This window comes from Kolteria novifilia, from assembly GCA_007748055.1.
In the GTDB taxonomy this organism is placed as follows: Bacteria; Planctomycetota; Planctomycetia; order Kolteriales; family Kolteriaceae; genus Kolteria; species Kolteria novifilia.
The window spans coordinates 4,239,475-4,264,883 of record CP036279.1; the positions used below are offsets into that span (position 1 = coordinate 4,239,475).

The 25,409-nt window shown below is 60.5% G+C and carries 23 protein-coding genes and 1 CRISPR repeat array; of the genes, 15 read left to right on the forward strand and 8 right to left on the reverse strand.

Going from position 1 to position 25,409, the window contains the following annotated elements:
- Positions 1 to 411: 411 nt before the first annotated feature.
- The 6 genes from cas5c to cas2 are packed head-to-tail and all read left to right on the forward strand — an operon-like array spanning position 412 to position 6,134.
- Positions 412 to 1,215 (forward strand): type I-C CRISPR-associated protein Cas5c, encoded by an 804-nt coding sequence (gene cas5c / locus Pan216_RS15555; RefSeq protein WP_145259127.1) that lies wholly within the window; start codon positions 412 to 414, stop codon positions 1,213 to 1,215.
- Complete coding sequence (gene cas8c / locus Pan216_RS15560) at positions 1,212 to 3,014, forward strand: type I-C CRISPR-associated protein Cas8c/Csd1 (RefSeq protein WP_145259129.1); 1,803 nt, start codon at positions 1,212 to 1,214, stop codon at positions 3,012 to 3,014. Before cas5c ends, cas8c begins: the two co-directional genes overlap by 4 nt.
- A 41-nt stretch (positions 3,015 to 3,055) precedes the next feature.
- Positions 3,056 to 4,030 carry a type I-C CRISPR-associated protein Cas7/Csd2 gene (gene cas7c / locus Pan216_RS15565; RefSeq protein WP_145259131.1) on the forward strand — a complete coding sequence of 325 codons (975 nt, stop codon included), beginning with the start codon at positions 3,056 to 3,058 and terminating at the stop codon, positions 4,028 to 4,030.
- 19 nt (positions 4,031 to 4,049) lie between these two features.
- The gene (gene cas4 / locus Pan216_RS15570; RefSeq protein ID WP_145259133.1) at positions 4,050 to 4,718 is read left to right on the forward strand and encodes a CRISPR-associated protein Cas4; all 669 of its coding nucleotides are present in this window, start codon (positions 4,050 to 4,052) and stop codon (positions 4,716 to 4,718) included.
- 59 nt (positions 4,719 to 4,777) lie between these two features.
- Positions 4,778 to 5,809: a type I-C CRISPR-associated endonuclease Cas1c gene (gene cas1c, locus Pan216_RS15575; RefSeq protein WP_145259136.1), complete on the forward strand. Its 1,032-nt coding sequence runs from the start codon at positions 4,778 to 4,780 to the stop codon at positions 5,807 to 5,809.
- A gap of 34 nt (positions 5,810 to 5,843) precedes the next feature.
- A complete protein-coding gene (cas2, locus tag Pan216_RS15580; RefSeq protein WP_145259138.1) occupies positions 5,844 to 6,134 on the forward strand; it encodes a CRISPR-associated endonuclease Cas2 in 291 nt (96 codons plus the stop codon).
- A 182-nt stretch (positions 6,135 to 6,316) separates the two neighbouring features.
- Positions 6,317 to 7,211: direct repeats of the CRISPR family, unit length 37 nt; unit sequence CTTCTCCCCGCGTTGATCGCGGGGAGCGGATTGAAAC.
- 68 nt (positions 7,212 to 7,279) lie between these two features.
- On the opposite strand, the gene Pan216_RS28405 is transcribed toward cas2, so the two are convergent.
- The 5 genes from Pan216_RS28405 to tssI all read right to left on the reverse strand — a co-directional run bounded on the left by Pan216_RS28405 (position 7,280) and on the right by tssI (position 14,183).
- Positions 7,280 to 7,438 (reverse strand): hypothetical protein, encoded by a 159-nt coding sequence (locus Pan216_RS28405; RefSeq protein ID WP_419192578.1) that lies wholly within the window; start codon positions 7,436 to 7,438, stop codon positions 7,280 to 7,282.
- Positions 7,439 to 7,541: 103 nt separating this feature from the next.
- Positions 7,542 to 9,428 carry a recombinase family protein gene (locus Pan216_RS15585; protein ID WP_419192579.1) on the reverse strand — a complete coding sequence of 629 codons (1,887 nt, stop codon included), beginning with the start codon at positions 9,426 to 9,428 and terminating at the stop codon, positions 7,542 to 7,544.
- Between the two features lie 392 nt (positions 9,429 to 9,820).
- Positions 9,821 to 10,312 carry a hypothetical protein gene (locus Pan216_RS15590; RefSeq protein WP_145259142.1) on the reverse strand — a complete coding sequence of 164 codons (492 nt, stop codon included), beginning with the start codon at positions 10,310 to 10,312 and terminating at the stop codon, positions 9,821 to 9,823.
- A gap of 84 nt (positions 10,313 to 10,396) precedes the next feature.
- Entirely contained in the window at positions 10,397 to 10,984 is a 588-nt protein-coding gene (locus Pan216_RS15595; RefSeq protein ID WP_145259144.1) for a DUF6931 family protein, read from the reverse strand.
- A 16-nt stretch (positions 10,985 to 11,000) separates the two neighbouring features.
- Positions 11,001 to 14,183 carry a type VI secretion system tip protein TssI/VgrG gene (gene tssI, locus Pan216_RS15600; protein ID WP_419192580.1) on the reverse strand — a complete coding sequence of 1,061 codons (3,183 nt, stop codon included), beginning with the start codon at positions 14,181 to 14,183 and terminating at the stop codon, positions 11,001 to 11,003.
- Positions 14,184 to 14,396: 213 nt separating this feature from the next.
- Between tssI and Pan216_RS15605 the strand changes: the two genes are divergently transcribed.
- The 3 genes from Pan216_RS15605 (at position 14,397) to Pan216_RS15615 (ending at position 16,359) form a co-directional block, all read left to right on the forward strand.
- Entirely contained in the window at positions 14,397 to 14,759 is a 363-nt protein-coding gene (locus Pan216_RS15605; RefSeq protein WP_419192581.1) for a DUF4280 domain-containing protein, read from the forward strand.
- Entirely contained in the window at positions 14,756 to 15,316 is a 561-nt protein-coding gene (locus Pan216_RS15610) for a Crp/Fnr family transcriptional regulator (RefSeq protein ID WP_145259150.1), read from the forward strand. The genes Pan216_RS15605 and Pan216_RS15610 overlap by 4 nt, the downstream gene beginning before the upstream one ends.
- Positions 15,317 to 15,933: 617 nt before the next feature.
- Complete coding sequence (locus Pan216_RS15615) at positions 15,934 to 16,359, forward strand: secondary thiamine-phosphate synthase enzyme YjbQ (RefSeq protein ID WP_145259152.1); 426 nt, start codon at positions 15,934 to 15,936, stop codon at positions 16,357 to 16,359.
- Here Pan216_RS15615 and Pan216_RS15620 read toward each other — a convergent pair.
- The 3 genes from Pan216_RS15620 to Pan216_RS15630 all read right to left on the reverse strand — a co-directional run bounded on the left by Pan216_RS15620 (position 16,351) and on the right by Pan216_RS15630 (position 18,010).
- Positions 16,351 to 16,929, reverse strand: a complete 579-nt coding sequence (locus tag Pan216_RS15620; protein ID WP_145264026.1) for a DNA-3-methyladenine glycosylase I — start codon at positions 16,927 to 16,929, stop codon at positions 16,351 to 16,353. The two genes, Pan216_RS15615 and Pan216_RS15620, sit on opposite strands and share 9 nt — an antisense overlap.
- 95 nt (positions 16,930 to 17,024) lie before the next feature.
- Entirely contained in the window at positions 17,025 to 17,489 is a 465-nt protein-coding gene (locus Pan216_RS15625) for an Hsp20/alpha crystallin family protein (protein WP_145259154.1), read from the reverse strand.
- Between the two features lie 326 nt (positions 17,490 to 17,815).
- Positions 17,816 to 18,010, reverse strand: coding sequence for a carbon storage regulator (locus tag Pan216_RS15630; protein ID WP_145259156.1), 195 nt, complete (start codon positions 18,008 to 18,010; stop codon positions 17,816 to 17,818).
- Between the two features lie 560 nt (positions 18,011 to 18,570).
- Here Pan216_RS15630 and tssA point away from each other — a divergent pair.
- The 6 genes from tssA to Pan216_RS15660 all read left to right on the forward strand — a co-directional run bounded on the left by tssA (position 18,571) and on the right by Pan216_RS15660 (position 25,386).
- Positions 18,571 to 19,719, forward strand: coding sequence for a type VI secretion system protein TssA (tssA, locus tag Pan216_RS15635; protein WP_145259158.1), 1,149 nt, complete (start codon positions 18,571 to 18,573; stop codon positions 19,717 to 19,719).
- 71 nt (positions 19,720 to 19,790) lie between these two features.
- Positions 19,791 to 20,315, forward strand: a complete 525-nt coding sequence (tssB, locus tag Pan216_RS15640) for a type VI secretion system contractile sheath small subunit (RefSeq protein ID WP_145259160.1) — start codon at positions 19,791 to 19,793, stop codon at positions 20,313 to 20,315.
- On the forward strand, positions 20,315 to 21,805 hold the full coding sequence (tssC, locus tag Pan216_RS15645; protein WP_145259162.1) for a type VI secretion system contractile sheath large subunit: 1,491 nt from the start codon (positions 20,315 to 20,317) through the stop codon (positions 21,803 to 21,805). Before tssB ends, tssC (Pan216_RS15645) begins: the two co-directional genes overlap by 1 nt.
- Before the next feature lie 176 nt (positions 21,806 to 21,981).
- Entirely contained in the window at positions 21,982 to 23,553 is a 1,572-nt protein-coding gene (gene tssC / locus Pan216_RS15650; protein WP_145259164.1) for a type VI secretion system contractile sheath large subunit, read from the forward strand.
- 191 nt (positions 23,554 to 23,744) lie between these two features.
- Entirely contained in the window at positions 23,745 to 24,548 is an 804-nt protein-coding gene (locus Pan216_RS15655; protein WP_145259166.1) for a type VI secretion system accessory protein TagJ, read from the forward strand.
- 277 nt (positions 24,549 to 24,825) lie between these two features.
- Positions 24,826 to 25,386 (forward strand): type VI secretion system tube protein Hcp, encoded by a 561-nt coding sequence (locus Pan216_RS15660; RefSeq protein ID WP_145259169.1) that lies wholly within the window; start codon positions 24,826 to 24,828, stop codon positions 25,384 to 25,386.
- Positions 25,387 to 25,409 lie beyond the last annotated feature (23 nt).

Sequence of the window (25,409 nt, forward strand, 5' to 3'; positions counted from 1 at the left end):
AGTGGAGCTCCTATAGAACCTTATAGCGATTACTTAAATGTTTCAACCCGCCGGCGCGCACGCCGGAACCTCCTGGTGTCTTGACGTGCGGCACCGAGGAGTCACCATGTCATTTACGTAAAGCTATCAGGAAACATTTCCTCGGAGCCAACAGCCATGCGATCTAGGAAGCGTTGCGACGGTCTGCCACCCGAGAGAGTACTCCTCGCTGCATATCAGTCTTTCGGTGTGCCAAGTGATCAAATCATCTGTGTCCATCAGCTCACCGAGGATCTCTGCAGCAGGTTACCGCCTGAATACCGAAGCGTCAATCGTGACGACCTCCGATTACACCTCTGTCGTCTGCGCAAACGGGGGAAGCTGCCCGCACTTGGGCGGAACTAGTCACGCAACTACCAAAGGACCTCTCCCATGCCCGATTTCGTCTCCGTGTCCGTTTGGGGCGAGTACGCCTGCTTCACTCGTCCCGAACTCAAGGTCGAACGAATGAGCTATCCGGTGATGACGCCATCGGCGGCGCGAGGTGTTTTGGATGCCATCCTTTGGCGTCCACAGATGCGCTGGCACGTTCGGCGAATCGCCATCTTGAAACCGTTCGCGGACTACGGCGGTCCGCCCTATCAGCTTGCCAACATCCGCCGCAACGAGATCCAGGACAAGGTTCCGGCTCGCTCCGTCTCCGCGTGGATGAAGGACTCGGACTCGGTCACTCCCTATTTCGTCGATTCCGCCGGCCGAGCGGGAGTCCAGGGCGAGAACCGCACGCAACGCAATACGCTTCTTCTCCGTGACGTTCGCTACCGGATCGACGCAACTCCAATACTCACTGGGCTTGCCAACAAGCCTCGTCAGCGACCGCCCAATGAAGACGAGGAGCCCGGAGCCGATTCCGTCGCGAAGTACGTCTCGATGTTCAATCGCCGCGTCTCGAAGGGACAGTGCTTTCATCGGCCCTACCTTGGCTGCCGGGAGTTCGCGGCCGACTTTGCTCCGCCCAGTGACGAAGAACAGCCTGTCGAGTGGACGGAGGATCTTGGGCCCAAGCTCTACGACGTCCGCCATCTGGACGACGGCCGACGCGTTCCCGGCTTCTTTCTCGCGAGGGTGAATGACGGCGTTCTTCACTGCGACACCCGTGCCAAGGGCCCCAACGGCGAACCGCCTGTTCGGGTCATGGGTTGGAGTGACGAAGAGATCGAAGGAGCTGCGTCATGATCCTCAAACGTCTCTACGAACTGGCCGAGCGGGAGGCTCTTCTCGACGATCTTGCCTTCAAAGAAGAGTCGATCGCGGTCCAAATTGGTGTGAAAAGTGATGGAAAATACACCGGAATCGTCGATTTACGGTCCGAAATCCCCTCAAAAAGCGGCAAAGGGAAGCCAAAAAAGAGCAAAGGGAAGCTACTTCGCGTTCCCCAGCCCCATGGTTCGCCCAACGTGTCGGGGTTCGCGTGCTACTTCGCGGACACCTTGCCGCGCGTCCTGCCGATCACGGATGACAAGAAGAGTCGACTCAGCCGAGAGACCTTCTGGAACCAGATTCGCCAAGCGGCCCAGGAGACTCAGGACGAGGCTCTTCTCGCCGTCGCGGCTTTTGGCGATCTGCTCGAAGTCGACGAGGGACTGCGGGAACGGCTTCGACACGATGTCGACGAACTAAAGCTCGCCGCGGGGGCACGCGCGACCTTCACGCTTGTTCCGTCCGACGACAACAAGCCAATTTCGGTGCGATCTTCTGTCCGCGATTGGTATCGCAACTTCTTCGAGAAGCACCAGGCGGAGAAACTCGATGAGGGCCCTGTCGGCGTTTGCCAGGTCACCGGCGAGCACGGGCCCTTGGCGACGACGCATGCGACCAAGATCAAGCTCCCCGGCGGACAAGGGGCCGGGGTCGCGCTCGTCTCCAACGACAAGGCCGCCTTTGAGAGCTACGAACTCCCCAAAGCCGTCAACGCGAGCGTCAGCTATCGGGCGTCCGAAGCGTACGCTCGGGCACTCAATGCGCTGATCGCCGATGAGCGGAGTAGTGTGTCGGCGGGCAACGTTCGCTTCCTCTTCTGGACGACGTCCGAAGGGGATGACTCGATCGCGAATCTCTTCTCGCAACCGACGCCTGACGACATCACGAAACTCTTTGACGATGTGCGTCGTGGCAAGTCACACAGCCGACCCGTGGAGACCGCCGACTTCTACTGCCTGAGCGTCTCCCCCAACGCGGCCCGCATGGTGGTCCGCGACTATCTTGAGCTGCCGCTCGCCAAGGCGAAGGAAAACATCGCCGATTGGTTCCGGGACTTGGAGATCGTCGATGCCTTCACCCTCGTCGAGGGTGCGGCCTTTTCGATCTGGTTACTCGCCGCTGGGACCGTGCGCAAGGGTGACGACATCTCTCCCAACGTGACTCCGTGGCTTTTGAAAGCGGCGATCGACGGCAAGCCACTGCCGGACAGCATTCTCGCCGATGTCTTGCGTCGGCTGCGTGTCGAGAACGCACCGAGCCGTTTCTCTCCCGCCCGCATGGGACTCATCAAGCTCGCGCTCAACCGTCATCCTCAGAAAGGAACCCTGACCATGACACCCTCGATTGATCCGGAGGCCAGCAAGCAATCGCTTGGCTATGCCTGCGGCGAACTTCTCGCCTTCCTCGCCCGATGCCAGGATCCCAAGAGCTTCGGGGCAAACGCCCAGATCGTGGAACGCTACTTCGGGGCCGCATCCATGTCTCCGCAGTACGTCTTTCCGGTCCTCATCAAGCTCAATCGCCATCACCTCGCCAAGATCCGCGACGAAATGCCGGGATTCGCCTTCGATCTCGAGAAGGAACTCGAAGAGCGCCTCGAACCTTTCCTGCCATCGCCTGGCCTGCCGCCCGACTTTCCCGCGGTTCTCAATCTTGTCGAACAAGGCCGATTCGCGCTCGGCTTTTACCATCGCCGCGCCGAGTATCGGCGGCGTAATCAAGATCGCAAGATTCAGAAAGAGGCCGAATTGGCCGCTGAAACGCCCAACGTGTGACGAACCCCAAATCGATCTCTCAACGAAAGGACTTTTCCGAAATGGCTACCACCACGGACAGCAACACCATCGTCGATCGTCGCTATGACTTCGTCTATCTCTTCGATGTTGCCGACGGGAATCCCAACGGGGACCCCGACGCCGGCAACCTCCCTCGGCTCGACCCGCAGACTCTTCAAGGATTCGTCACGGACGTCTGCATCAAGCGAAAGATTCGCAACGCCGTCGCCGCTCTCACCAACGACGAACCCGGACACGAGATCTACTTTCAGACCCAAGACGCCGTCTACGAGAAACGCATCCTCAACCGCCAACACCAGCGAGCCCACGATGCGATTGGCGATGGGGCCAAGTCCAAGGACGACTCCGCGAAAGCCAAGGCGGACAAAACGCGCCAGGCTCGCGAATGGATGTGTCGCAACTTCTACGACGTCCGTGCCTTCGGGGCTGTCATGTCCACGGGCGTCAACTGCGGCCAAGTGCGAGGCCCCGCCCAGATCACCTTCGCCCGCTCCGTCGATCCCATCGTTCCGATGGAAGTCGCCATCACGCGAAAGTCCGTCACGACCGAGGAGGAGGCGGAGAAACAATCGAAGAAGGACGGCTCCATCACCGGCACGATGGGACGCAAGAGCACCGTTCCCTACGCGCTCTATGTCGGCCACGGGTTCATCAACCCCCTGTTGGCGGCGGACACGGGCTTCACCTATGCCGACCTGCGTCTCTTCTTCGACGCGATGATCCGCATGTTCGACTTCGACCGCTCGGCGTCGCGTGGACTGATGGCGGTGCGGAAGATCTACGTCTTTGAGCACGCCAGTCGCCTGGGCAATGCTCCCGCTCACACGCTCTTCGATCATGTGAAGATCGAACCACTTGGTTTGGAAAAGCCTCCTCGGTCGTTCGATGCGTACGAATTGGGCGACAAACTCGGCGATCTCCGCGAGAAGCTGCCCAAAGGCGTGACGCTCCACGAATTGCCCGAGGAATTCGACGACTTCCAGCCTGGTAGTTGACCGTCGGAGCGTGACCTCCATGAGCGAGTCGTCGGAACGTGAACAAACTGTCGCGAGGGACGAGGGCGACTATCCGCCCCTTTCGTCCCTCAATCACCTTCTGTTCTGCGAACGTCGCTGCGCGCTGCTCCGAATCGAACAGGTGTGGGTCGAGAACCGCTACACCCTTTCGGGGCAGCACGATCATCGCCGGGTCCACCAGGAGTCGAGCAGTCTCCACCGCGGGAAACGGGTCGTCCGCAACATCTCGCTGGTGAGTCATCGGCTTCGACTCTCGGGAAAGAGCGACGCCGTCGAGTTCGGCGACTATCCGTTGCCGATCGAGTACAAGAGTGGGCGCCGGCGACGATGGGACAACGATGACGTCCAGTTGTGCGCCCAAGCGCTGTGCCTGGAGGAGATGTTGGACGTCGAGATCCCCATGGGCGCGATCTTTCATCTCAAGAGCCATCGACGACGCGACGTCCCCCTGACAGCAAGCCTTCGCGGCAAGACTGAGGAGGCGGTCGCAAGGCTCCACGAACTCCTCGCGTCCGGTGAGACTCCTCCACCCAAGTGGAAGCCGCGCTGCAAGGGCTGCTCGCTCCAAGACCTCTGCTTGCCGACAACCATCGAAGCGCCGCAGCGGTTGGGAAACTACCAAGACGACCTCTACCGGCCGCTTCTTGACAAGGAAGTCAGCGACTAGTCAGAAGGGCAATCGCAACTCGCTTCTTGGGAACAGTGACCTTTCGCCGGGAGACACCGATGCGTGTGCATGCCAATACGCTCTACGTCATGTCGCAAGGCGCGTCGATCGGACGGGAGCGAGAGACCTTGCGCGTTCGGATCGAGGGGAAAACCCGCCTTCGTGTTCCCCTTCATCATCTCGAATCGGTCGTTTGCTTTGGCCGGATCTTTCTCACGCCGGCGGTCATCGGCCTATGCGGCGAACGTGGAGTGGGACTGACCTACCTCACTCCCCAAGGACGATTTCAAGCACGGCTCGAGCGTCCTTGTCACGGCAACGTTCTCCTCCGCCGGGAACAGTACCGGCAATCCGACTCGAAAGAGTCCGCCCTCTTGCTTGCTCGACCGATGATCGCCGCGAAGATTCAGAACTCCCGTGCCTTGCTCCTACGGGCCGCTCGCTCGGCGCAGGACACCGAGAAGCAATCGGCGCTCCAGCATGCCGCCAAACGCATGGCGGCGCTGCTCGTCGAACTTCCCTCGCAGAAGTCGTTGGACGCGGCCCGAGGGATTGAAGGCGCCGCGGCGGCCGCCTACTTCAAAGCGTTCGGCGATGCCGTTCGCGACGCGTCATCGCCATTTACCTTTGGCGGTCGGACCCGCCGCCCCCCGAAGGACCCGATCAACGCGATGCTCTCTTTCGCCTATGCACTGCTTCGGCACGATTGCGATGCGGCACTCCAAGCGGTGGGACTCGATCCCGCGGTCGGTTTCCTTCATGCCGATCGCCCCGGCCGGCTTTCGTTGGCGCTCGACCTGATGGAGGAGTTTCGCCCGTTGCTCGCCGACCGAATCATCCTTTCGCTGGTCAACCGCAAGCAAGTCAACGCGAAGGAATTCACGACCGATCCCTCGGGTTCGGTCTCCATGGACGAGTCGGCCCGACGTACGCTCCTGGCTGCCTATCAAGCTCGGAAACGCCTCGAGGTAGCTCACCCGCTCCTCAAGGAAACGGTTCCGTTCGGGCTGCTCCCCCACATCCAGGCTCGACTCCTTGCTCGAACGTTGCGAAGTGACATCGATGCCTACCCCGCGTTGGTTCTCCGCTGACATCACTCCCGACGAGTAGAAAGAGGAAGGAACGATGAATGTGCTGGTTGCCTACGACGTGGCCACGTCCACACCCGAGGGGGAGCGTCGGCTGCGCCACATCGCCAAGATCTGCGAAGACTTCGGCCAACGCGTTCAGTATTCGGTGTTCGAGTGTGTCCTCGGCGAGACGCAGTGGGTGACCTTTCGTCACCGCCTCCTATCGGAAATGAAGGCCGACGAAGACAGCCTTCGCTTCTACATGATTCCCGGCCGATTCGCCGATTCGACCGAAACCCACGGCCGCGATCGACGTATTGACTTCGAAGGGCCACTCATTGTGTAGTCCATCGCGAACCCCGATCGGCGCCCAAAACGCCGGGAGATCGGCGCTCGCCCTAACACGTTCGGACATAATAAGATGCATTCCCAGACAATCGTGGAACCCAGCGTCGACCCTGCGACAATACCCAGGTCGGCGCGATCCCCTTGGCAACCAGAAAGGAGGCAACGAGTTACGACGAAGGCCTTCTCCCCGCGTTGATCGCGGGGAGCGGATTGAAACTGGACCTTCACTGTGAATGCTCTCCTCAATTGGTCTTCTCCCCGCGTTGATCGCGGGGAGCGGATTGAAACAGTAGATAGGTGTTCCCCTCGCCGAAGACCGCGACTTCTCCCCGCGTTGATCGCGGGGAGCGGATTGAAACCTCGATCGACTGATCAAGGATTCATTCAAGGATCTGCTTCTCCCCGCGTTGATCGCGGGGAGCGGATTGAAACTTTGCTTCCGATAACGAACGCCTTGGCCGAACATGCTTCTCCCCGCGTTGATCGCGGGGAGCGGATTGAAACTGAGGGACGGGCGTGAGCTTGCCGTAGTCGGGCACTTCTCCCCGCGTTGATCGCGGGGAGCGGATTGAAACACGCTGCGGGGCGTTGCGGTCGAGCTGATCGGTCAGCTTCTCCCCGCGTTGATCGCGGGGAGCGGATTGAAACTGGGATTCCATCGACAACTGGCCGGCACTCGAGATCTTCTCCCCGCGTTGATCGCGGGGAGCGGATTGAAACACCTTGCTTGATGACATTAAGCGTCAAGGCCTGACTTCTCCCCGCGTTGGTCGCGGGGAGCGGATTGAAACATCGGGAACTTGGAATCCGACCGCATTGACCGAGCTTCTCCCCGCGTTGATCGCGGGGAGCGGATTGAAACTCGTTAGTGGACCACAACGATGAAGGGATGACCTCTTCTCCCCGCGTTGATCGCGGGGAGCGGATTGAAACAAAGCGGGGCTGGATAAGGCCGAGCCGATCATAGCTTCTCCCCGCGTTGATCGCGGGGAGCGGATTGAAACTTTGCGCTAGAAGCAAACGACGAGAACGGATGGACTTCTCCCCGCGTTGATCGCGGGGAGCGGGTTGAAACTTGTGGTCAAAGAGGAAGTATCCGTCGTAGTCGGATCTTCCCTGCGTTGAACGCGAAAAGGGAAACGACTAGGCCTGGGTATGTTCATGACTCGATTCGCCATGTTGCTCCTCTCGGAGGCGGCGGACGATTTCGGTGGCGAGGCGGCGGATCAACTCCCGCGTTGGACTCCGCGCCGGAAGGGTCGAGTCGTTGTCGTTGCGGTCGTGATGTTGTTTCTCTCTCATGTGGTTTTCCTTGGATAAGTCGTTGGCGCAAGCTTGAGCCCCACGACGAGAAGTCATGGGGCTCGGTGAAAATCAGAACGGAATGATGATCGAACGCTCGAGGCTAGACCTCGCCGGCGCCGGGTAGGGGATCGAACCGATAACGAGGATGGCGATGGCGACAATGCTTGTCGCAGTCATCGGGCGGTTCCGTCAGCGGGACGTGCGCATCGTCGAGCCCCAGTTCATCCATCATCCGCTGAAGCTTCGCGGCATACTGGGCGGCCGTCACGGTGATGCCGCACGCCTTGGCGGCTTCGCGCTCGGTCATGCCCGAGCGTCGCAATGCCATCACTTTCTCCCGAAAGGCTTCCCGTTGCGGCGGTTTGAAGAGATCCACGGTCAGGATACGTTCGAGCGGGCGTTCCAGCACGGCCCGGCCACGAGCGTCTTCGATCAGCGATGCCAGCCGTAGACGAATCTTCGCCCGCAGGACGATCCGCTTCCCGTCGCACAGTCGATGCGGAAACACGACGATGCTGGGGATGAGCTTCTGCATGAAGCGGCAGAAATCCGGGTCATCCGTCATCAAGGACTCGATGGAAGACCGGGCAAGTCTCTTGAGCTCGTCGATCGAGGGGATCTCGATCCGGCCTCGCGGCTCGTCACGGAGTCGTTGCTTCTCGGCCTCGATCTCCTTGAGCTGCTGCTCATGGCGTTCGATCTCGTCGGCGATGCGATCGCTCGTCTTGCCGTCCACGATGAACGCGACGAGACGGTCGAGCTTGCGGTTGAGATCCTCCGCTCGCCGGTCCAGCAGCTCGATCTTGCCTGCTCGCTCGTCGTCGAGCCGATCGGCTTCGGCACGAACCTCCTCCAAGAGAGCACTGTCGAATTCCGGCAATGACTCGATCGCCTCCAAGACGGCTTCGATGATCCGCTTACCGCTCAGTGGACCATCGACCGTCGCGCCATTCCAGCAAGCGTATTGGCGAGCCCCGTCACAGATCAGGTGCTCCTTCTGACCATGCCCGCCGAAGACGTATCCACGTCCGCAAATCCCGCAGCGAATCATCCGCCCCGGAAACCGGGTACGCTTGCGAGGTCCCGCCTTCCTGCCTGCCCTCCCGTTTCGGTACTTGGCGTTGCGGTCGTCGATCTTCTTGATGACGCGGTCGTAGTACTCCGGCTCGACGAACGCAAGCTCGGGAACCTCCCGCTCCAGCAACATCGATGGATCCGCGGGTCGCGTTCGGTACTTGCCCCGGCTATCGCGCCAACTCTCCCGAACATTCCGAAGGCGAACGCCCTTGAGGAGAGCGTTTCGAGTCACACGACCGACCATACGAGAATCCCAGCGCTCGCTCTGGGCATAGGGCCCCGTGGGGATCTCCCGCGCGTTGAGCCAATCGGCTACCTCCGCGAACGACTGCCCCCGATCGAGACGCTCGAACCATTCGCGATAGATCGGCTCGGCTTCGGGATCCTTCTTCCATTCGGAATCGGACTTGGCGCCGGGCGGCTTGATGTAGCCGAAGATCGGGATCGCGGCGCAGCCCCCGTTCTTGAAGCGCGACCGGTGAGCGCGTTTGATTCGATCGCTGGTATCCCGATTGCTTCGCTCGTGATGCCAGGCGGAGAAGATCGAATGATCTTGCCAACCTGGCTCGTCGGTGTCGACATGGTCGTTGAGCGCGACGAGTCGGACACCGTAATCGACGCACTCCTCGGCAAACACATGAGCATGGATCCGCCTAAGAATGCGTCCGAGATCCTCCGTGACGAGCAGCCCATACTTGCCCGACGCGACCTTCTCGCAGAGTTCACGATGAGCGGTCCGATCGATCCATTCACCGCCCCCGGAACTTGCGAAGACCTCGATCTCGCATGGTCCCTTGATGTTGTCTGCGATCCATACTCGGATCCGATGCTCCTGGTCCTCGACGGACCGTTCGTCTTGCTTGCCCGGCCGCGGATCGCTGACCCGCGCCACGACCAGAATTCGAAGCAAGCCACCATTCCCACCGCAATGTTGGGAATACATGAGACGCTCCTCCAATTGGAGGCGTCCACAGCGGAAAGCTGATTGTCCCAGGGGGACAAAAGAAGTGATCACATCCGAGAAGGCACGATCATGGCGGACAACAGACGACCAGACCTAACCGATTGGAAGAACTGAGGTTGCGAGCGCAAGACGTTATGCCGTAACATATTAGAGAGATGTGGGCCAAGAATCCCGTATTCTCGGCGCTGATCCATTCCAGAAGTGGATGTTGCTTTGCCATCGTGTCCTCCCCGCATTGTTGTGGCGAGGAAGTATACGCCTGTCGACAAGTCGGCGCGAGGTCCGGCGTTTGGCGTCAGCGGTTCTCCGAGTCGCCCCCGTGAAGGGACAAACGGTCCTCAACCATCCCAGCTCGACTGGAACCAATCCTCCCAGTCGGACGTCGTGGCGACAGGCACATGGGGCTTGAGAGTGCCTTCCGCGGCGGGTTGGAGGGCATAGCGATGCAAGACATCCTTGCGCAACCGGGACCCGAGTTTGGCGTCCTTTTCGGGCGTCCCTTTGACGCTGGCCACCTTTTTCGAGGCAGCCGCCTCCTCCTTCGACGCCTTTTTGGACTCTTCCGCCGCCTTCTTGCGAGCGGCTTGAGCCCGCTTGATTGTCTCCTCCGCCGATTGCTTCGTCTGATTCAGCGTTGAATCGAGATCCGACATCGTCTGCTTGTACTGAGAGACCAGCGACGACTTCGCATCGGAAACTCGACTGGCGAGATCCTCGATGTGACCGCGAATTTCCGGGTCGCTCACCGATTGCGCGGCCTGCGGGAGTTCGTTGTGCATGATGTCGAGGAATCGCTGCAACTGACTGAGTTGGTCATCCATGCTACTCATCGAATAGTCCTCCAGTTCGGGAAGCGACGTCCCGAGTCTCTTGCTGTTTCGCGACGTTCAAAAGCGCCCGGCACTGCCGAGGGGTCACTGCGGCCCCCAGGGAAGCTTGCCGCGATCGACGTCGAGTCCGATCTCGAGAAGTTCGGCGTAGGATGAGCCTCGGCCGGCTCTCTTGGCGGCGCCGCACGCCAAGAGGACTCCCGCCGAGGCGACGCTGGCGACTTGCAGGGGTTTGCCGCCCACGAGAGGATCACCGTGGGCTCCGCAGAATCCGGCCATACAAGCCGATTTGGCGGCGCAGCCAGCCGATGTCCTCAATCGCGCCAGTGTGGCCGCGTCGCGAGCTTTGTGACAGTGTTCCTCAGTCGGCTCAAGCGTCCAGTGGACCGCTTCGCGAAGGGCGACGTCCTCGGCATAGGGCGGATTGCCTCCACTGCCGTGCCAGGCGCAGAGGATCGTCCACCACACCGCGGCGCGACTGGGCAACCAATAGGACAACACCCGAATCGCATCGACATCGTACCCGGCGGCGTGCAACGCGCCGATGTACTCCAGGGGTTCCCCCTTCCCCTCGCCCTTGAGCCGTTCGAGGGCGGGCGGACTCAGCCTGACGGACTTTTGGATCGCCTCGAGCGAATCGGCCGCCCGCGGACCATGACTAGGCGTGCTCACGAAGTGACTCCTTCGGTCAACCCTCCGAGATGGCAAACGACGCGGTCGACAGCGTTACCTCGCCATCGCCAACAAGACTGAGTGTGGGCCCGACGACCGAAACCGCGTCCGATCCGAGGGCAACGACCGCCGATCCCGCGAGAAGCGTGATGCCGTCGTCGGAGAGTTCGATTCTGCTCGCCCCGCACTTGAGCGTCATCGATGCGGGGGTCATCGTCAGCGTCGTCGCCTCGCTCACCGAAAGGGTGATCCCCGCTTCCGGGTCGATCGTCATCGAGTTTTCCGCGGTTTGTTGGAGGATTTTCAAGACGGACTTCGAGGTGATTCCCGCCTCGGGGTCCATCATGATCAGATTCGGCTCCATCGTCGTTCCCGATTGGAGCTTTATCGTCCCGGCCGCCCCGCAGTCGAGAATAGCTTCCCCAACATGTTCCTCGTTTGCCAACGACATGATTGCCGGACCCGCGGTCGCAAGAACGAATCCAGTTCCGTTGAGGCGGACCATGCCATTGCACGCATTCGCCCCAGCGCCTTGAGCGTCGAGATTGATGTTACTCGCGGTCCCGAGGTCGTCGTTCGACTTGGAAACCATGGCGATGTTCCCGCCGTTGGCCGTGACGGTGTAGTTTCCATTGAAGTTGCGGGTGGCGTTGACGGCTTCTTTGGCGATCGCGGTCGTTTCGTCGAGGGCCTGGCCAACAAGCTGGACCGAAAGCTTCGCACTGTCCAAGGCCGCGGTGGCCAGTCCCGAAGCGATTGGGGTCGAAACGGACTCAATCTGCTTGGTAAGTTCTTCGCCTTGCTCGACAGTCTCCTTGGCGGAATTCACGATCCCCGCCTTCGACTCGTACGCGGCCAGGAGCGACGCCAGCACCCCCCCGACTCCGGACGCCGATAGCGTGGAGATCCAACTGGCGGTCTTGTCGGGAATCACCCCTGGCAAGATTGCCGTCATCAGCACGGTTCCCCCGTAGAGCCCCGCCAGCGCTTTGGTCAAGGGAGGTGCTGATGCCCACGTCTCGGTCAATTCGACCGTCGGGCCCCGGTGTATATCGACTTTCGGTCCGTAGATCATTCCCGTGTCTTGCCCAAAGACGACCTCGAGGTTGCCCCCCACGCCAGCGCCAAGGCCCTTCATCCAAGGGGTGTTGACCTCTGCCGCTCCCGATGCGATGTCCTCCGCGCTCGCTCCAGACGACCCAAAAGTCCCGAGAAAGCCGAGCGGGTTGAGAACCGTTTCCACGTGCTCGCCGACGATGTACTCGCCAAAAAGCCCGAGATATCCGGTCAGGCAGAAGCCAAAGACCGTTTCGATGTCCAACCCGATCGTCGGCTCGACCGAGTCGGGCCCCCAATCAATCTCACTCTTGTAGAACTGGGTGGCGCTGTCGCCGCCCATGCCGCTGCCCACGTCGACGACCGACGATCCCGTGCCCGCGGACGATGGCGTGGGAAACGCGTCGCCACCGCTGCCCGACCCGGACATCGGGGCGAGATTGCCGACTTGATGGATGTGCGTGTGTCCCGTGTAGGTGTGCTTGACGTTGGCCACGTTCGTGAAGTGGTTGTTCTTCGCGTTGACCATCATGTCCTTCTGGGAGTGGAGTTGGAGCCACTCCTCGCCCGCCGCGTCCTCGAAGCCCAGACCGTGGAATTCGTGTGCCGAGCCGTTGTGCGTGTGCGACTTGATGCACGAACGCGTTCGATGTTCCGGAAGCGGAAAAGGTGGCATCTGCGACGCGTTGTAGGCACTTCCCACCACCATCGGAGCATCGGGGTCGCCCTCCGCGAACGCGATGAGCACCTCCTGACCGACGCGCGGGATCGTGATCATCCCCCACTGTTGCCCCGACCACGCGTTCACGACGCGAACCCAACAACTGTCGTGGCCGTCGGAGAGCCCGAAGCGGTCCCACTGAAAACGGACCTTCACGCGACCATACTTGTCCGTGAAAATCTCCTCCCCCGTCGGGCCAACCACGATGGCGCTTTGGGTCCCGGCGATCTTCGGTTTCGGCGTCTTCCGAGGAGAACGATAGGTCAAGTCCGAAGGAAGCGCGGTGAACTTGTTGCGATACGGGCACTTTGTCTCGGACAACGCGGGACTCGACTTCAGTGGAACGGGCATGTGCGCCTCGTGCTCGACACGAGCCAGCAAGTAGCGTCCATCGCCGTCGAAGTGCTTCGTGAACTCGAACAACGCCCCGGCATAGAAGTGCGCCGCGTCGCTGCCGCCCTGGATCCGCAAGCTTTCGGCGGCGGCCTCTTCCATGTGGAGTCTCGCGGTCCGCCGATTCTGCTGAAAGATCTCCTCCAATTCGCTCGCTTGCGAGGCGCCGGTCGGTGAGACGCCGTCAAAGCGGTGGGCGTAGCCCCCAAGCTCGTGGACCTCGGCCTTGAATTCGCCCTCGATCGAGAGGTCGTGTTCAATGGTGCCGGCTTGAACGTTGGCGAAGAGGAGTTCCCGAGCGCCCACATCCTGCTCGGGAAGCTCGAAGTTGTAGTCCCAGACCTGGAAGTGATCGGGGCAGAGTTCCTGGCGTTTTTCCCAATTCTCCACCCACGCGTGATCTCGGGAAACCCCTTCCCCCCTCGAGGCCCGATAGGGGATGCTGGCCATCTCCTTGAGCTGCCGATCGGTGAGGTTGGAGGTGTCGGTGATGACCATGACATGGCCGGCGTCGGAATGCTCAAAGAAGTAGTAGATGCCCTCCTCTTCCATCAGTCGGCTGGCGAAATCGAAGTCCGACTCTTGGTATTGCACGCAGTAGTTGTGGATGTGGTAGGAGTCGTAGAGTTCAAAACGCGTGGAAACTCCCGCGAAAACGTCCTCGAGAATCTGCTGGGCCTTTTGTTGCTGAAAGATCCGCGATTGGACGTTCTTGGTCGCCTTCCAAATGAAAGGCACTAATTCCGCTTCGTAGTAAGTGTACTCGTTGTCCTGAACCTTCTGCGTCAGGCTCTTGATCATGCCGTTGATGAGCCGTCGAGGCGCTCGCTCGTACTCGATGGTGACCGTCGCGGGACGTCCCAAGAGCTTGCGATATTCGATCGTTCCTTTCTCCGGAACCGCGAGCCCCAGGCGGAAGTGGAACAGCTCCGAGAGCCCTTCGGACCCCTCCACGTAGTGCAGGAGCGGCTGCTGCGACAGGCTCGTCTTGATGCTCAACCAACGCTTGGTCGTCTCGACGCTTGACATCCAACCATGCCTCCGCGGTGATGGGACCCGTTTGTGCTGACATACTTTACTGAGCGCTCGTGGCAAGCGTGACTGAAATTTGACAGTGGCGATCAATCCCCGTGACAACCGTCTGTCCGGGTGCGCCGGAGCCCCGCTTGGACCCGAAAACAGCATTTGCGCATTGTTGCCTCTTCTCCTCCCCGATAGCATGCCAGAAAGGAGGAAATGTCAATGCCCGGACTCACGGTATGCGACGGCGCCACTTGCATGTGCGCCCTAGGTGATGCCCCCGGTATTCTCTCCGTGACCAGCCAGGAGGTGGTCACCATCAACGGCACCCCCGTCGCCACGATCATGGACTTCGATCCCATCGCCAATATCACGCCCTTCGGCACCTGCGCGACGTTGACGGCCGCGGCCCTCGGAGTGCCCACCCCATGCGTCCCCGCGACATCGTCACCCTGGATGCCAGGGTCGATTGTTCAGACCGTCAACGACTTGCCTGTCTTGACGATTCCCGCGACCCTGGAGTGCGATATCGGCGGAATGATCATGATCGTCGAACCCGTCAACACCATCGAAGTGAGCGATTGACCAAGCCCATGAACGCCGATCTCGACCAGATGCTCGAACCGCTGCGCCAGTCGACCCGACTCTTTGACGGCATTGAAGGGGAAGACGCCCAACGGGTGATCAGTTGGCTTGCCGTGCGGCAACTCGGCCCAGGTGACGCGCTGGTCGCCGAGGGGGCCGGGCCAGGCGGATGCGACTTCGTCCTCGAGGGCACCGTCGAGATCGTCATCGGCGACCATCAGGACGCGATCTCGATTCGAACGCTGGAGGCTCCCACCGTCATCGGCGAGGTCTCCCTCTTGACCGGCCAGGAACGCATGGCGAACGTCTACTGCGTGACCGAGACCCTGACCGCCCACCTCCCCGCCGTCGTCTTCGACGAACACGTCGAGCAGGGAGATCCCGTCGCCCTTCGCCTCGGCTTGAACCTCGGTCGCGTGGCGTCCGAAAGGCTCCACTGGATGCGCGAGCGCATCCAGGACTTGCCGGTGGATGTCGCGGAAGAGCTCGACGACTCCCCCATGAGCCTCGACGTCAAGCGGCGTCTCGACGTCTACTGCAAGGGGTTTCTCGGCTAGCATTCCGTTGATTTAAGCAGGCCAAGGCGAGAACGAGCCTTGTTGGCCAAGATCAAGAAGAAAAATGCAGGCGAGTCCGTCAATTCGTCGAGGTTTTTCAACGACGAGATTGGTCAAAAGAGCCGTTCGCAGCCGGCATCGAATAGATCAACGGGCTGCTAGGCTCCGTCTTAAAAGTCGGCCCTGGCTTCGGCTGGCTAAGTTGCCGCGGGACTTTGTCGGTCTGCATCGACGAATCCAACGGATTCGCCTGTTTCGACCTCCTCGCCCCCACCAACTCGCTGTGCCTCGGGCCGACGATCAACGTTTGAGACGAAGCCTCGTATACGGGCTGATTGATACATTGCCGGAAGTCCACTTGGGTTCCCTTTGACTCTTGGGCGTTCCATGACCCTTGGATGCCAAAGGGACCTTGGGTGCCACGCCCACGCTCGCCGTGGGCATGCGCGAAACGCCAGGCGTTCGGCATGCTTCCGCGCCAAAAAGGCGAACAAGGAGTCCTTTGACGAACTCGCCCATCGCTTCACGGACTATCAACGATCCGTGAGGACCACGGTCGTCAACACGCTCCACACGGTGACATTCGGCGAGGAACCGGCAGGAGGACACTTTCCGACATGACCTGGCACCAGCGACACCTCCGACTTCCCCCGATGCCACGAGGATGTCATCTCGTCACCCGACATGTCCGAGATGAGCTTCCCGAGATCGGGGATCTGCGCACCGGCTTGCTCCACGTCTTTATCCAGCACACCTCCGCCTCGTTGACCATCAACGAGAATGCCGATCCCGACGTTCGCGTCGACATGGAGGCGAGCCTCAACGCCATCGCTCCGGAGGACTTTCCGTACGTGCACACTTGCGAGGGCCCCGACGACATGCCCGCGCACGTGAAGGCGTCGCTCATGGGAAACTCGCTCTCGATCCCGATCGGCAACGGTCGGCTTCTCCTCGGTACGTGGCAGGGAATCTATCTTTGCGAGCATCGCGATCGCGCGGGTTCGCGGAATCTGATCCTAACCCTCATGGGCGAGTCAGCTTGACCGGAGAGCGGCGATTTCCGCATGCCGTGGACAGGAGACCAAGTGGTCGTTGACCATGCCGACGGCCTGCATGAAGGCGTAGCAGATCGTCGATCCGACAAAGCGAAAGCCGCGTCGTTTGAGGTCCTTGCTCAGCGCGTCGCTGATGGGAGTCGAGGTGGGAATCTGCTCAAGGCGTCGCCACCGATTGGTGATTGGCGCCCCATCGACAAATTGCCAGAGGTAGCCGTCGAAACTTTCGCCCGATTCAAGTAGCGTGAGGAAGGCTTTGGCGTTGCTGACGGTCGATTCGACCTTCAACCGGTGGCGAACGATGCCCGGATCGGTGAGAAGTCGCTCGACTTTCTTCTTCGTGAAGCGAGCCACCCGCTCGGCATCGAAGTCCGCGAAACAGCGCCGATAGTGTTCTCGTTTGGCGAGAATGGTCGACCAACTCAACCCCGCCTGAGCTCCCTCGAGCGTGATGAATTCAAAGAGGACTCGATCGTCGTGAACGGGGACTCCCCACTCGACATCGTGGTAAACGACATCGAGTTCTCTCGTCGCCCAGGGACAACGCGTGGCCGGAATAATGGGAACTCCTTGAGAGATGCCGGGCGCCGATCGCGGACGAAAACGAGGGCCGAGGAGAAGCCCCCGGCCCCTGCCCCGCGTCGTCGGGCTCGTCACGTTTTGACATGGATCCGTCGCGGTTTGACTTGATCGGACTTGCCAATCTCGATCCGAAGCACGCCATCGCGATAGGTCGCGTCGACTTTCTCCTCGTCGATCTCCGTCGGCAGAGGAATCACCCGCTGGAACTCACCGTGATGACGTTCGATGCGATGATACGCTTTTCCCTTCTCTTCCGACTCGGATTTCTTCACGCCCGAGATCCAGAGGGCGTTGTTTTTGATCTCGACGTCGACATCATCGGGCTTGATCCCAGGAAGTTCGACGCTGACCTCGAGCGAATCGTCGGTCTCGACCAGATTGACGCTTGGGCTGAACCGTTCCCCGAAGCCGAGCCCCGTCTCGATCGGGGCGAAGAAGCGGCCCATCAGATCGCGCATCTCCGACTCGAGCCGATTCCAGGAATTCGGAGCCAACGCCCGCTCGTGATGAGGGCCCACGGCATGTCGTTCGACCATCGTCAGCCTCCTTTCGCGAACCGAAATACTGCTCGGGCGACCGCACTGCCCAAGCACCTCCCACCAGGGAAGAGTGCAACTGGCGCGCCGAACAGAGAATCCGCACCGAGGGCCACCGCTACGACCAACTAAGACATAACCAATTCCTGAGAAAGAACTTACGCGCACATACCAAGCACCAGCACTCGCGAGAACCCTACTCCCGATGACAAGACCGCCAAATTGGCAGCTCCATCCGGGAGGACGGCAGCGGACCACGTTCCGCTCGGCGCCGTTGCCAGCGTGGCCAATGGAAGCCTGACCTACATCGAAGCCGATTCTCGCGATTATGGAGTCTTGAGATCGAGTTCCAGCTCGGCGATCGCGTCGGACTTCTCGATCGCTTCGCCCCGAAGGATGAGCACGTCATCGGGCGCGGAGATCCCAATCCGAACCCGGCCACCCTGAAGCCCGAGAACGCGGACGTCGATGGAGTCCCCAACCCGGATCCACTGACCCTCTTTTCGTCGAAGAACGAGCATGTTGCGAACTCCCAGATAGGTGGAGGCCCGTCCTAGGACAACTCCTCGACGAAGAGTCGCATCCCAAGAGAGCTGACCAGGAGGAAACTCACGAACCGCGAGCGCATGGCGAACAATCCGGCCACGCGAGCCTCTTCGGACCGCTGGCCAGTCGCCCGCCGGCGCACGTGGAATCGAACCCGACGCGTGCGAGTGCGGTTCGACGTCCCAGTCTGCCCGAGAAGCCGATCGGGGTCGGTGAGCACGCTCACACTCCGGGGTCTTGCCGTCGTCGAGCCGACCGTTGGGGCGGCACGGAATCGGGACCAAATGTGATGAAAACGGGTGAAGAATGGATGAAATCGGATCGAATTGGACCGATTACCGTGCCGAATTGAACCCAAATTCCGTGAGAATGATGCATTACGACTTGCCACTTCGCACCCCAGACCCGTAGGTTCAGTCAGAAGAGTGGAGGTTTCCCCATGAGGGCATCTCTCCGATTCGGTGGTCGATGAGGCGCTACCCCGACTCGACATGACCGGTTGACACGGTTCGGTAAGACACGGCGCGGACGACGCATGCCCACCCCGGAAGTCATCGACTTCGAGAAGCTCTTGGCCCCCGTCTCCGAAGAGGAACCGACGGGTGAGGATCTTCGTGAGGATCCCTCGCCAACTTCGATCTACTACACCATCAAGGATGCCCGCGCCAGCGCCCGCGCCGCGGAACGACAGATCATGATGGGGATGGACGAGGATCTACCGCAGATTCGCGCGGACTGGTCCCCGATCCTGCAGCATGCCCCCATCGCGTTGACCGAACGAACCAAGGACCTCGAAGTCGTCGCCTACTACATCGAGGCGTTAGCCCGGCGTTACGGTTTCGCGGGATTGCGTGACGGTTTCCGTCTCGCTCGCGAACTCGTCGAACGCTATTGGGACAAGCTCTATCCGATGCCCGACGAGGACGGCATCGAAACCCGCGTCGGCCCGCTGGTCGGCCTCAACGGCGAAGAGGGGCCGGGAACCTTGATCCAGCCGATCGAAGAAATCCCGATCACGGAAGCTTCCGACTTGGGTCCGTATTCGCATTGGCACTACGCGATGGCGGTCGAAGTGTCACGAATCCAGGATCAGAAGGTCAAGGACAAGCGCGTCGCCCAAGGCGCCGTCTCCATGGAGATGTTCGACAAGGTCGCCAACACCTCCTCCGCAACGTTTTATCAAACGCTGATTGATGACTTGGAGGGCTGTTCGGCGGAGTATAAGGGCTACAGCGAGGTTCTCGATCAGAAGTGTGCTCCCACGTCCCTGCCCTCGTCAAACATCCGTAACGCCCTCGCGTCGGTCCACGCGACGGTCGTCACCATCTCCAAGGAAATCCTCGAAGCCGCGCAGCCCGCCGAGCCCGAGACGCCTGCGGAAGCGCCCATATCCGAGGGGGACGCCGCGCCGGCGACAACCGCCAAGCCCGCGGCCGCGGCGCCGCCCGGAGCCATTGTCACCCGGGACGACGCGCTCAAGACGCTTCTGCGGGTGGCCGAGTTTTTTCGTCGTACCGAGCCGCACTCTCCGCTATCCTACGCACTGGAGCAGACCGTGCGCTGGGGTCGCATGTCCTTGCCCGATCTTTGGGCGGAGCTGATCCCCGACGCGGGAAGCCGCGGCTCGATCTTCAAGATGGTTGGCATTCGCCCCGACGACGACAACGAGGAGAGTCCGAATTAACGCCCTCGCAAGGGGCGGAAGTGTCGCGGAGAATATCAAGCAGCAATTCTGGTTTCGGAGGTTGAGGTTCCATGGGCGCGAGTATCCACGACAAGCTGAATCGAGTCCGCAAGCCGAGAGTCCACATCACCTACGACGTCGAAACGGAGGGAGCGGTCGTCCAGCGCGAACTCCCCTTCGTCATGGGCGTGATCGGCGACTTCTCGGGCAATCCGACCGAGCCGCTCAAGCCGCTCAAGGATCGCAAGTTCGTTCAGATCGACCGCGACAATTTCAACGACGTCATGAAGCGGATGACGCCTGGTCTGAACATGAAGGTCGAGAACACCCTCAAGGGTGACGGCAGCGAGATGTCGGTCAACCTTCAGTTCAACTCGATCGAGGACTTCGAGCCGGGCAATGTCGCCAAGCAGGTCGACCCCCTCAACAAGCTACTCGAAACCCGAAACAAGCTTCGTGATCTTCTCACGAAAGTGGATCGTTCCGACGAATTGGAGAACATCCTCGAGAACATCCTCCAAGATCCCGAAGCGGTTCAAAAGTTCAGTCAGGAACTTGGCGTCGAAGCGAGCGACGAAGGCAAGGAGAGTGAGTAATGAGTGCGGGTGAGCAGCAGAAGGGCCAGGCCCAAACGACCGAAACCCAAGAGGTCTCCTTCCTCGATCAAGCCATCGGCGCCACGAAACAGACCGAGCGTTCGACGGCCGAGGATCTCCTCAAGAACTTGACGGCCGAAGCCCTTAAGGGGACCGTCACTTGGGACAAGAATGTCTCCAAGACCATCAACGAAGGCATCGCCGCGATCGACCGCGTGATCTCCAAGCAGCTCGCGGCGATCATGCACAAGGACGAGTTCCAGAAACTCGAGGGAAGCTGGCGCGGCCTCCACTACACCGTCATGAACTCCGAGACCTCGAGCCAACTCAAGCTCAAGGTCATGAACGTCAGCAAACGCGATCTCTTCAAGGATCTTGACAAGGCGGTCGAGTTCGATCAGAGCCAGATGTTCAAGAAACTCTACGAGAACGAGTTCGGCACGCCCGGCGGTGAGCCCTATGGAGCCTTGATCGGCGACTACGAGATCACCAACCATCCCGAGGATCTTCAGCTCCTCACGCAGATGTCCAATGTCGCGGCCGCGTCATTCTGTCCCTTCATCACCGCCCCGAGCAACAAGCTCTTCGGCTTCGATGACTGGACCGAACTCTCCAAGCCTCGCGATCTCGAGAAGATCTTCGAGTCGGTCGAGTACGCGAAGTGGAAATCCTTCCGCGACTCGGAGGACTCTCGCTTCGTTACCCTGACCATGCCCCGTGCCTTGGCTCGACTTCCCTACGGTCCGGCCACCAAACCGGTCGAGGAATTCAACTACGAGGAAGCCCAACTCGACGAGAAGGGTAACCCGATGCCAATGCACCACGACAACTTCACGTGGATGAATGCCGCGTACGTCATGGGAGCCCGACTGACCGACGCCTTCGCCCAGTATGGCTGGTGCACGGCGATTCGCGGTGCCGAGGGTGGCGGAAAGGTCGAGAACCTACCGCTCTATACCTTCACCAGCGACGACGGCGATCCCGACTCGCAGTGCCCGACCGAGATTGGCATCACCGATCGTCGCGAGGCCGAACTGAGCAAGCTCGGATTCCTGCCGCTGGTCCACTACAAGAACACCGACTACGCGGTCTTCTTCGGTGCCCAGACGGCGCAGAAGCCGAAGCAATACGACAATCCCAACGCGACCGCCAACGCCGAGATCTCGGCGCGGTTGCCCTACATGATGGCGACGTCGCGGGTCGCGCACTTCCTGAAGGTCATCGCCCGCGACAAGATCGGTTCCTTCATGGAAGTCTCCGATTGCCAGGCGTGGATGCAGCGTTGGATCTCCAACTACGTCACCGCCGACCCCAATCCGAGCCAGGAAACCAAGGCGCGCTACCCGCTCGCCGAGGCGAAGATCGAGGTCAAGGAGGTTCCCGGCAAGCCCGGTTCCTACCATGCGGTCGCGTGGCTTCGCCCCTGGCTACAGTTGGAAGAACTGACGACCTCCCTTCGGATGGTGGCGAACATCCCGTCGATGGGTTGAGCGATCGGCTGAACAGGGGTTACCTTTCCAAGACCGGTGACACGTCCGCCTTCCGCGCGGGCGTGTCACTCGCTGGCAAGTCGGGACCTGGTCCAGCCGATGGGGATCGTCGCTCTCCACGAGTCTGCTCGCGCTTCCCTTGAGTTGCTGGACTGTTTCTCGAACAGGGACGACGGATGAAGGACGACGAGGGCAACGATCGTCCCACCTCGATCGCTCCGGACACTTCGCCAGGCACTCCTTCTCCCAAAGTGGAACGGGTGGGATCCTCGCTCGACGGTGTCCTCCAGGAAACGGTTCAACACGTCGACGCCTCGCGCAGCATCCTCGACCGCTTCCTGGGCGCCCGAACGCTTGAGGAGACGCTTCGTCTCTGGCTCGCGTCGCAACCGTCGGCCGATACCTTGACGACCAAGGACGAGGTGATCGGGATTCTCTCCCGGGACATCGCCCACATCGATCGCGTCCTGACCGACCAAGTCAACGCCATCATCCATCACCCAAAGTTCCAACGGCTCGAAGCCTCTTGGCGTGGCCTGCACTTCTTGGCACAGCACGACGAGAACGAGAACGTCAAGATTCGCTTCCTGACGGCGAGTTGGAAAGAGATCGTCCGCGACTTGGAAAAGTCGATCGAGTTCGATCAGAGCGTCCTATTTCGAAAGGTCTACAGCGAGGAATTTGGGACCGCGGGTGGAGAGCCCTACGGTCTGGTCCTTTGCGACTTCGAGGTTCGCCATCGCTTGGCGCCAGGGCATCCCACCAACGACATCGCGGCGCTTCGCGACATCTCCCAAGTCGCGGCGGCCTCCTTCTCCCCTTTCGTCATTGGGGCGGGACCGGAGTTCTTCGGCTTCACCTCGTTCACCGGGCTGCAACGCCCCATGAATCTTCGGCGCGCCTTCTCCCAACCCGAATACCTCAAATGGCGGTCGCTACGCGACGGCGAGGATTCCCGTTTCATGGCGCTTACGATTCCGCGAGTCCTGGCGCGTCTTCCCTATCGCGCCGACGGTTCGCGCGCCGATGGATTTCATTTCGAGGAAGACCTCAGCGGTGAAGGGCTCGAACACTACTGTTGGTCGACGGCGGTCTACGCGTTCGGAGCGGTCGTCATTCGCTGTTTCGGAGAATCGGGTTGGCTGGCAAACATTCGCGGGATTCGCCAGAGTCAGATCGACGGGGGATTGGTCGTCAATCTCCCCGCCCACGACTTCGGCACCGACTTCAGCGGGCTCGTCAACAAGAGTACCACTGACGTCGTGATCACCGACGAACGCGAGAAGGAGTACAGCGATCTCGGGTTCACCCCCTTGTGTCACCTGCCAGGGTCCGACAACGCCGCCTTCTTCGCGTGCCATTCGATTCAGGAACCCAAAGTCTACGACCGGCGCGAAGCGACCGTCAACGCGCGTATCTCGGCGATGATTCAGTACATGCTCTGCGTCTCCCGTTTCGGGCACTACATCAAGGTGATGGCCCGCGACCGGATCGGCCAGTTCACCGACGCCCAGGGGCTCGAGCGTTTCCTCAACGACTGGGTGAACAAGTACGTGACCCCGGACGATCATGCCAACGAGTCGGTTCGCGCGCGCTTCCCCTTGAGGGAAGCGCGCGTGAGCGTGCGGCAGCACCCGGCGAAGCCTGGATCTTTTTTGTGCGTCAGCCACTTTCGTCCCCATTTCCAGTTGGAGCAACTCGTCGCGACCGTAAAACTCCAAACGGAGCTGGGCGGAACGATCGTCTGAGAGGAGCCCGACGGAGTCCCTCCACCGCCCGGTTTCCACCGTGGGAAGACGTACCGATCTCGCCGAGTCGATAGGCGGTGAGCGAGGCGAACGCCCCGAAATCGACAATTCTTTGATTGCACGTGCCTCCTCTCGGCACCAGCGGAGTCGAGCGGATCGGCTCGTCCGCGGAAACGAAGGGAGAGACGAGGATGACCGCGAAAGAAGCGTTCGAGGCAGGCAATCTTACCGGGGCGATCGACGCGTGTGGCCAAGAGGTCAAGGCGAATCCGACCGACTCGGGCAAGCGGGCCTTCCTTTGCGAACTGCTCGCCTTCGCCGGCAACTTAGAACGAGCGGATAAGAACCTTGAGGCGCTCGCCAACGTCGATCCCGAGACGATGGTGGCGGTCATGCTCTTTCGCCATCTCATTCGGGCCGCCCAATCGCGCGAGCAATTCCATACCGAGGGTCGGCTTCCGGAGTTCCTGACCGAACCCGGACCACTCGTGCAGGCCTACCTGCGCGCTTCGATCCTGGTCCGCGAGGGGGAATTCACCCAAGCCGGCGAATTGCTCGAGGAGCAGAGCGAGTCCTTTCCGGTTATCAGGGGTACCTGTGACGGCGAGCCCTTTGAGGGCCTGCGAGACTTGGACGATCTCTGCGCCCCGATTCTCGAAGTGCTCACGAGCACCGGCAAGTACTACTGGGTGCCGCTCGAACAGATCGAGGAGTTGAGTTTCGATCCCCCCGAGACCCTACGCGACTTGCTCTGGCGGCCGGCCCGGCTCAACGTCGCCCACGGTCCCGACGGAGTGGTCTACATTCCCGCGATCTATCCCGGCACCCGGAACAACGAGGACGACCGACTCAAACTCGGCCGGGCCACCGATTGGACGAACCGGGAAGGAGGCCTGGTCCAAGGCGTCGGCCAGCGATCGTTTCTCGTCGGCGACAAAGACGTTCCCATTCTCGAACTGAAAGAACTGACGATCGGCGAGCCGTCATCATCATAGCGGTGCCATTGTATTGTCACTCAGTTTCGCCGACGATCACTTGACGACTTGACCGCTCGCCAAGAGAGGTCCGAGAGCCACCAGGAACGAGGCGTTTCTCTCCGCCACTACCCATCAATGTGAATTTTTCAAAACTTTCTTTTGGCAACTCGATTTCTCTTGTGTAGGGGCGTATTAAGGGGTGTGAAGAGTGCAAGCAATCAACAAACGTGGGCCACGTTTCGAAGAGGCAGGCAAGAGAAAACCAGGGTAACAGTTAGAACAGAGGAGCAGAACAATGGCAGATTCACAACAAAGCAAGACGGCCACCGCGTTCCTGAAGATCTCGAGCGTCGCCGGCGACAGCCAGCGATCGGGATACACCGATCAGATCGAAGTTCATGGCCACCAGTTCTCGATCTCGCAGCCCCAAGGCGGCACCGCGAGCCAAGCCGGCTCCTTCTCCGGAAGTCGTGCCCAAGTCTCGACGCTCAAGGTCGGCACCAACGCCGGGGTCCACTCGCCGCTGGTCATGGGTTACGCCTTCAATGGCAAGTCGATCGGCGACACCGAGTTGACCACGACGAGCGTCATCAATGGTGAAACCACGCCGCTGGTCACCTACACGCTCAGCGACCCCTACATCGCCTATTCCCATGTCGTCGACAACATGGAGTCTGACGGGGAGAATTGGACGCTTGGCTCCGAAAGCGACACCAGTGGCAGCAGCCGCCCCAAGCACATCTTCGGCATCGCCTTTAGCAAGATGGAAGTCAAGGCGGCCAAGCTCGACAACACCGGAGCCTCGCAGGGCAATGTCACCTCGTCCTTCAGCCCGCAGGATGGCAGCAGCAGCTAAGTAGCCTCGATCGGAACGATTCG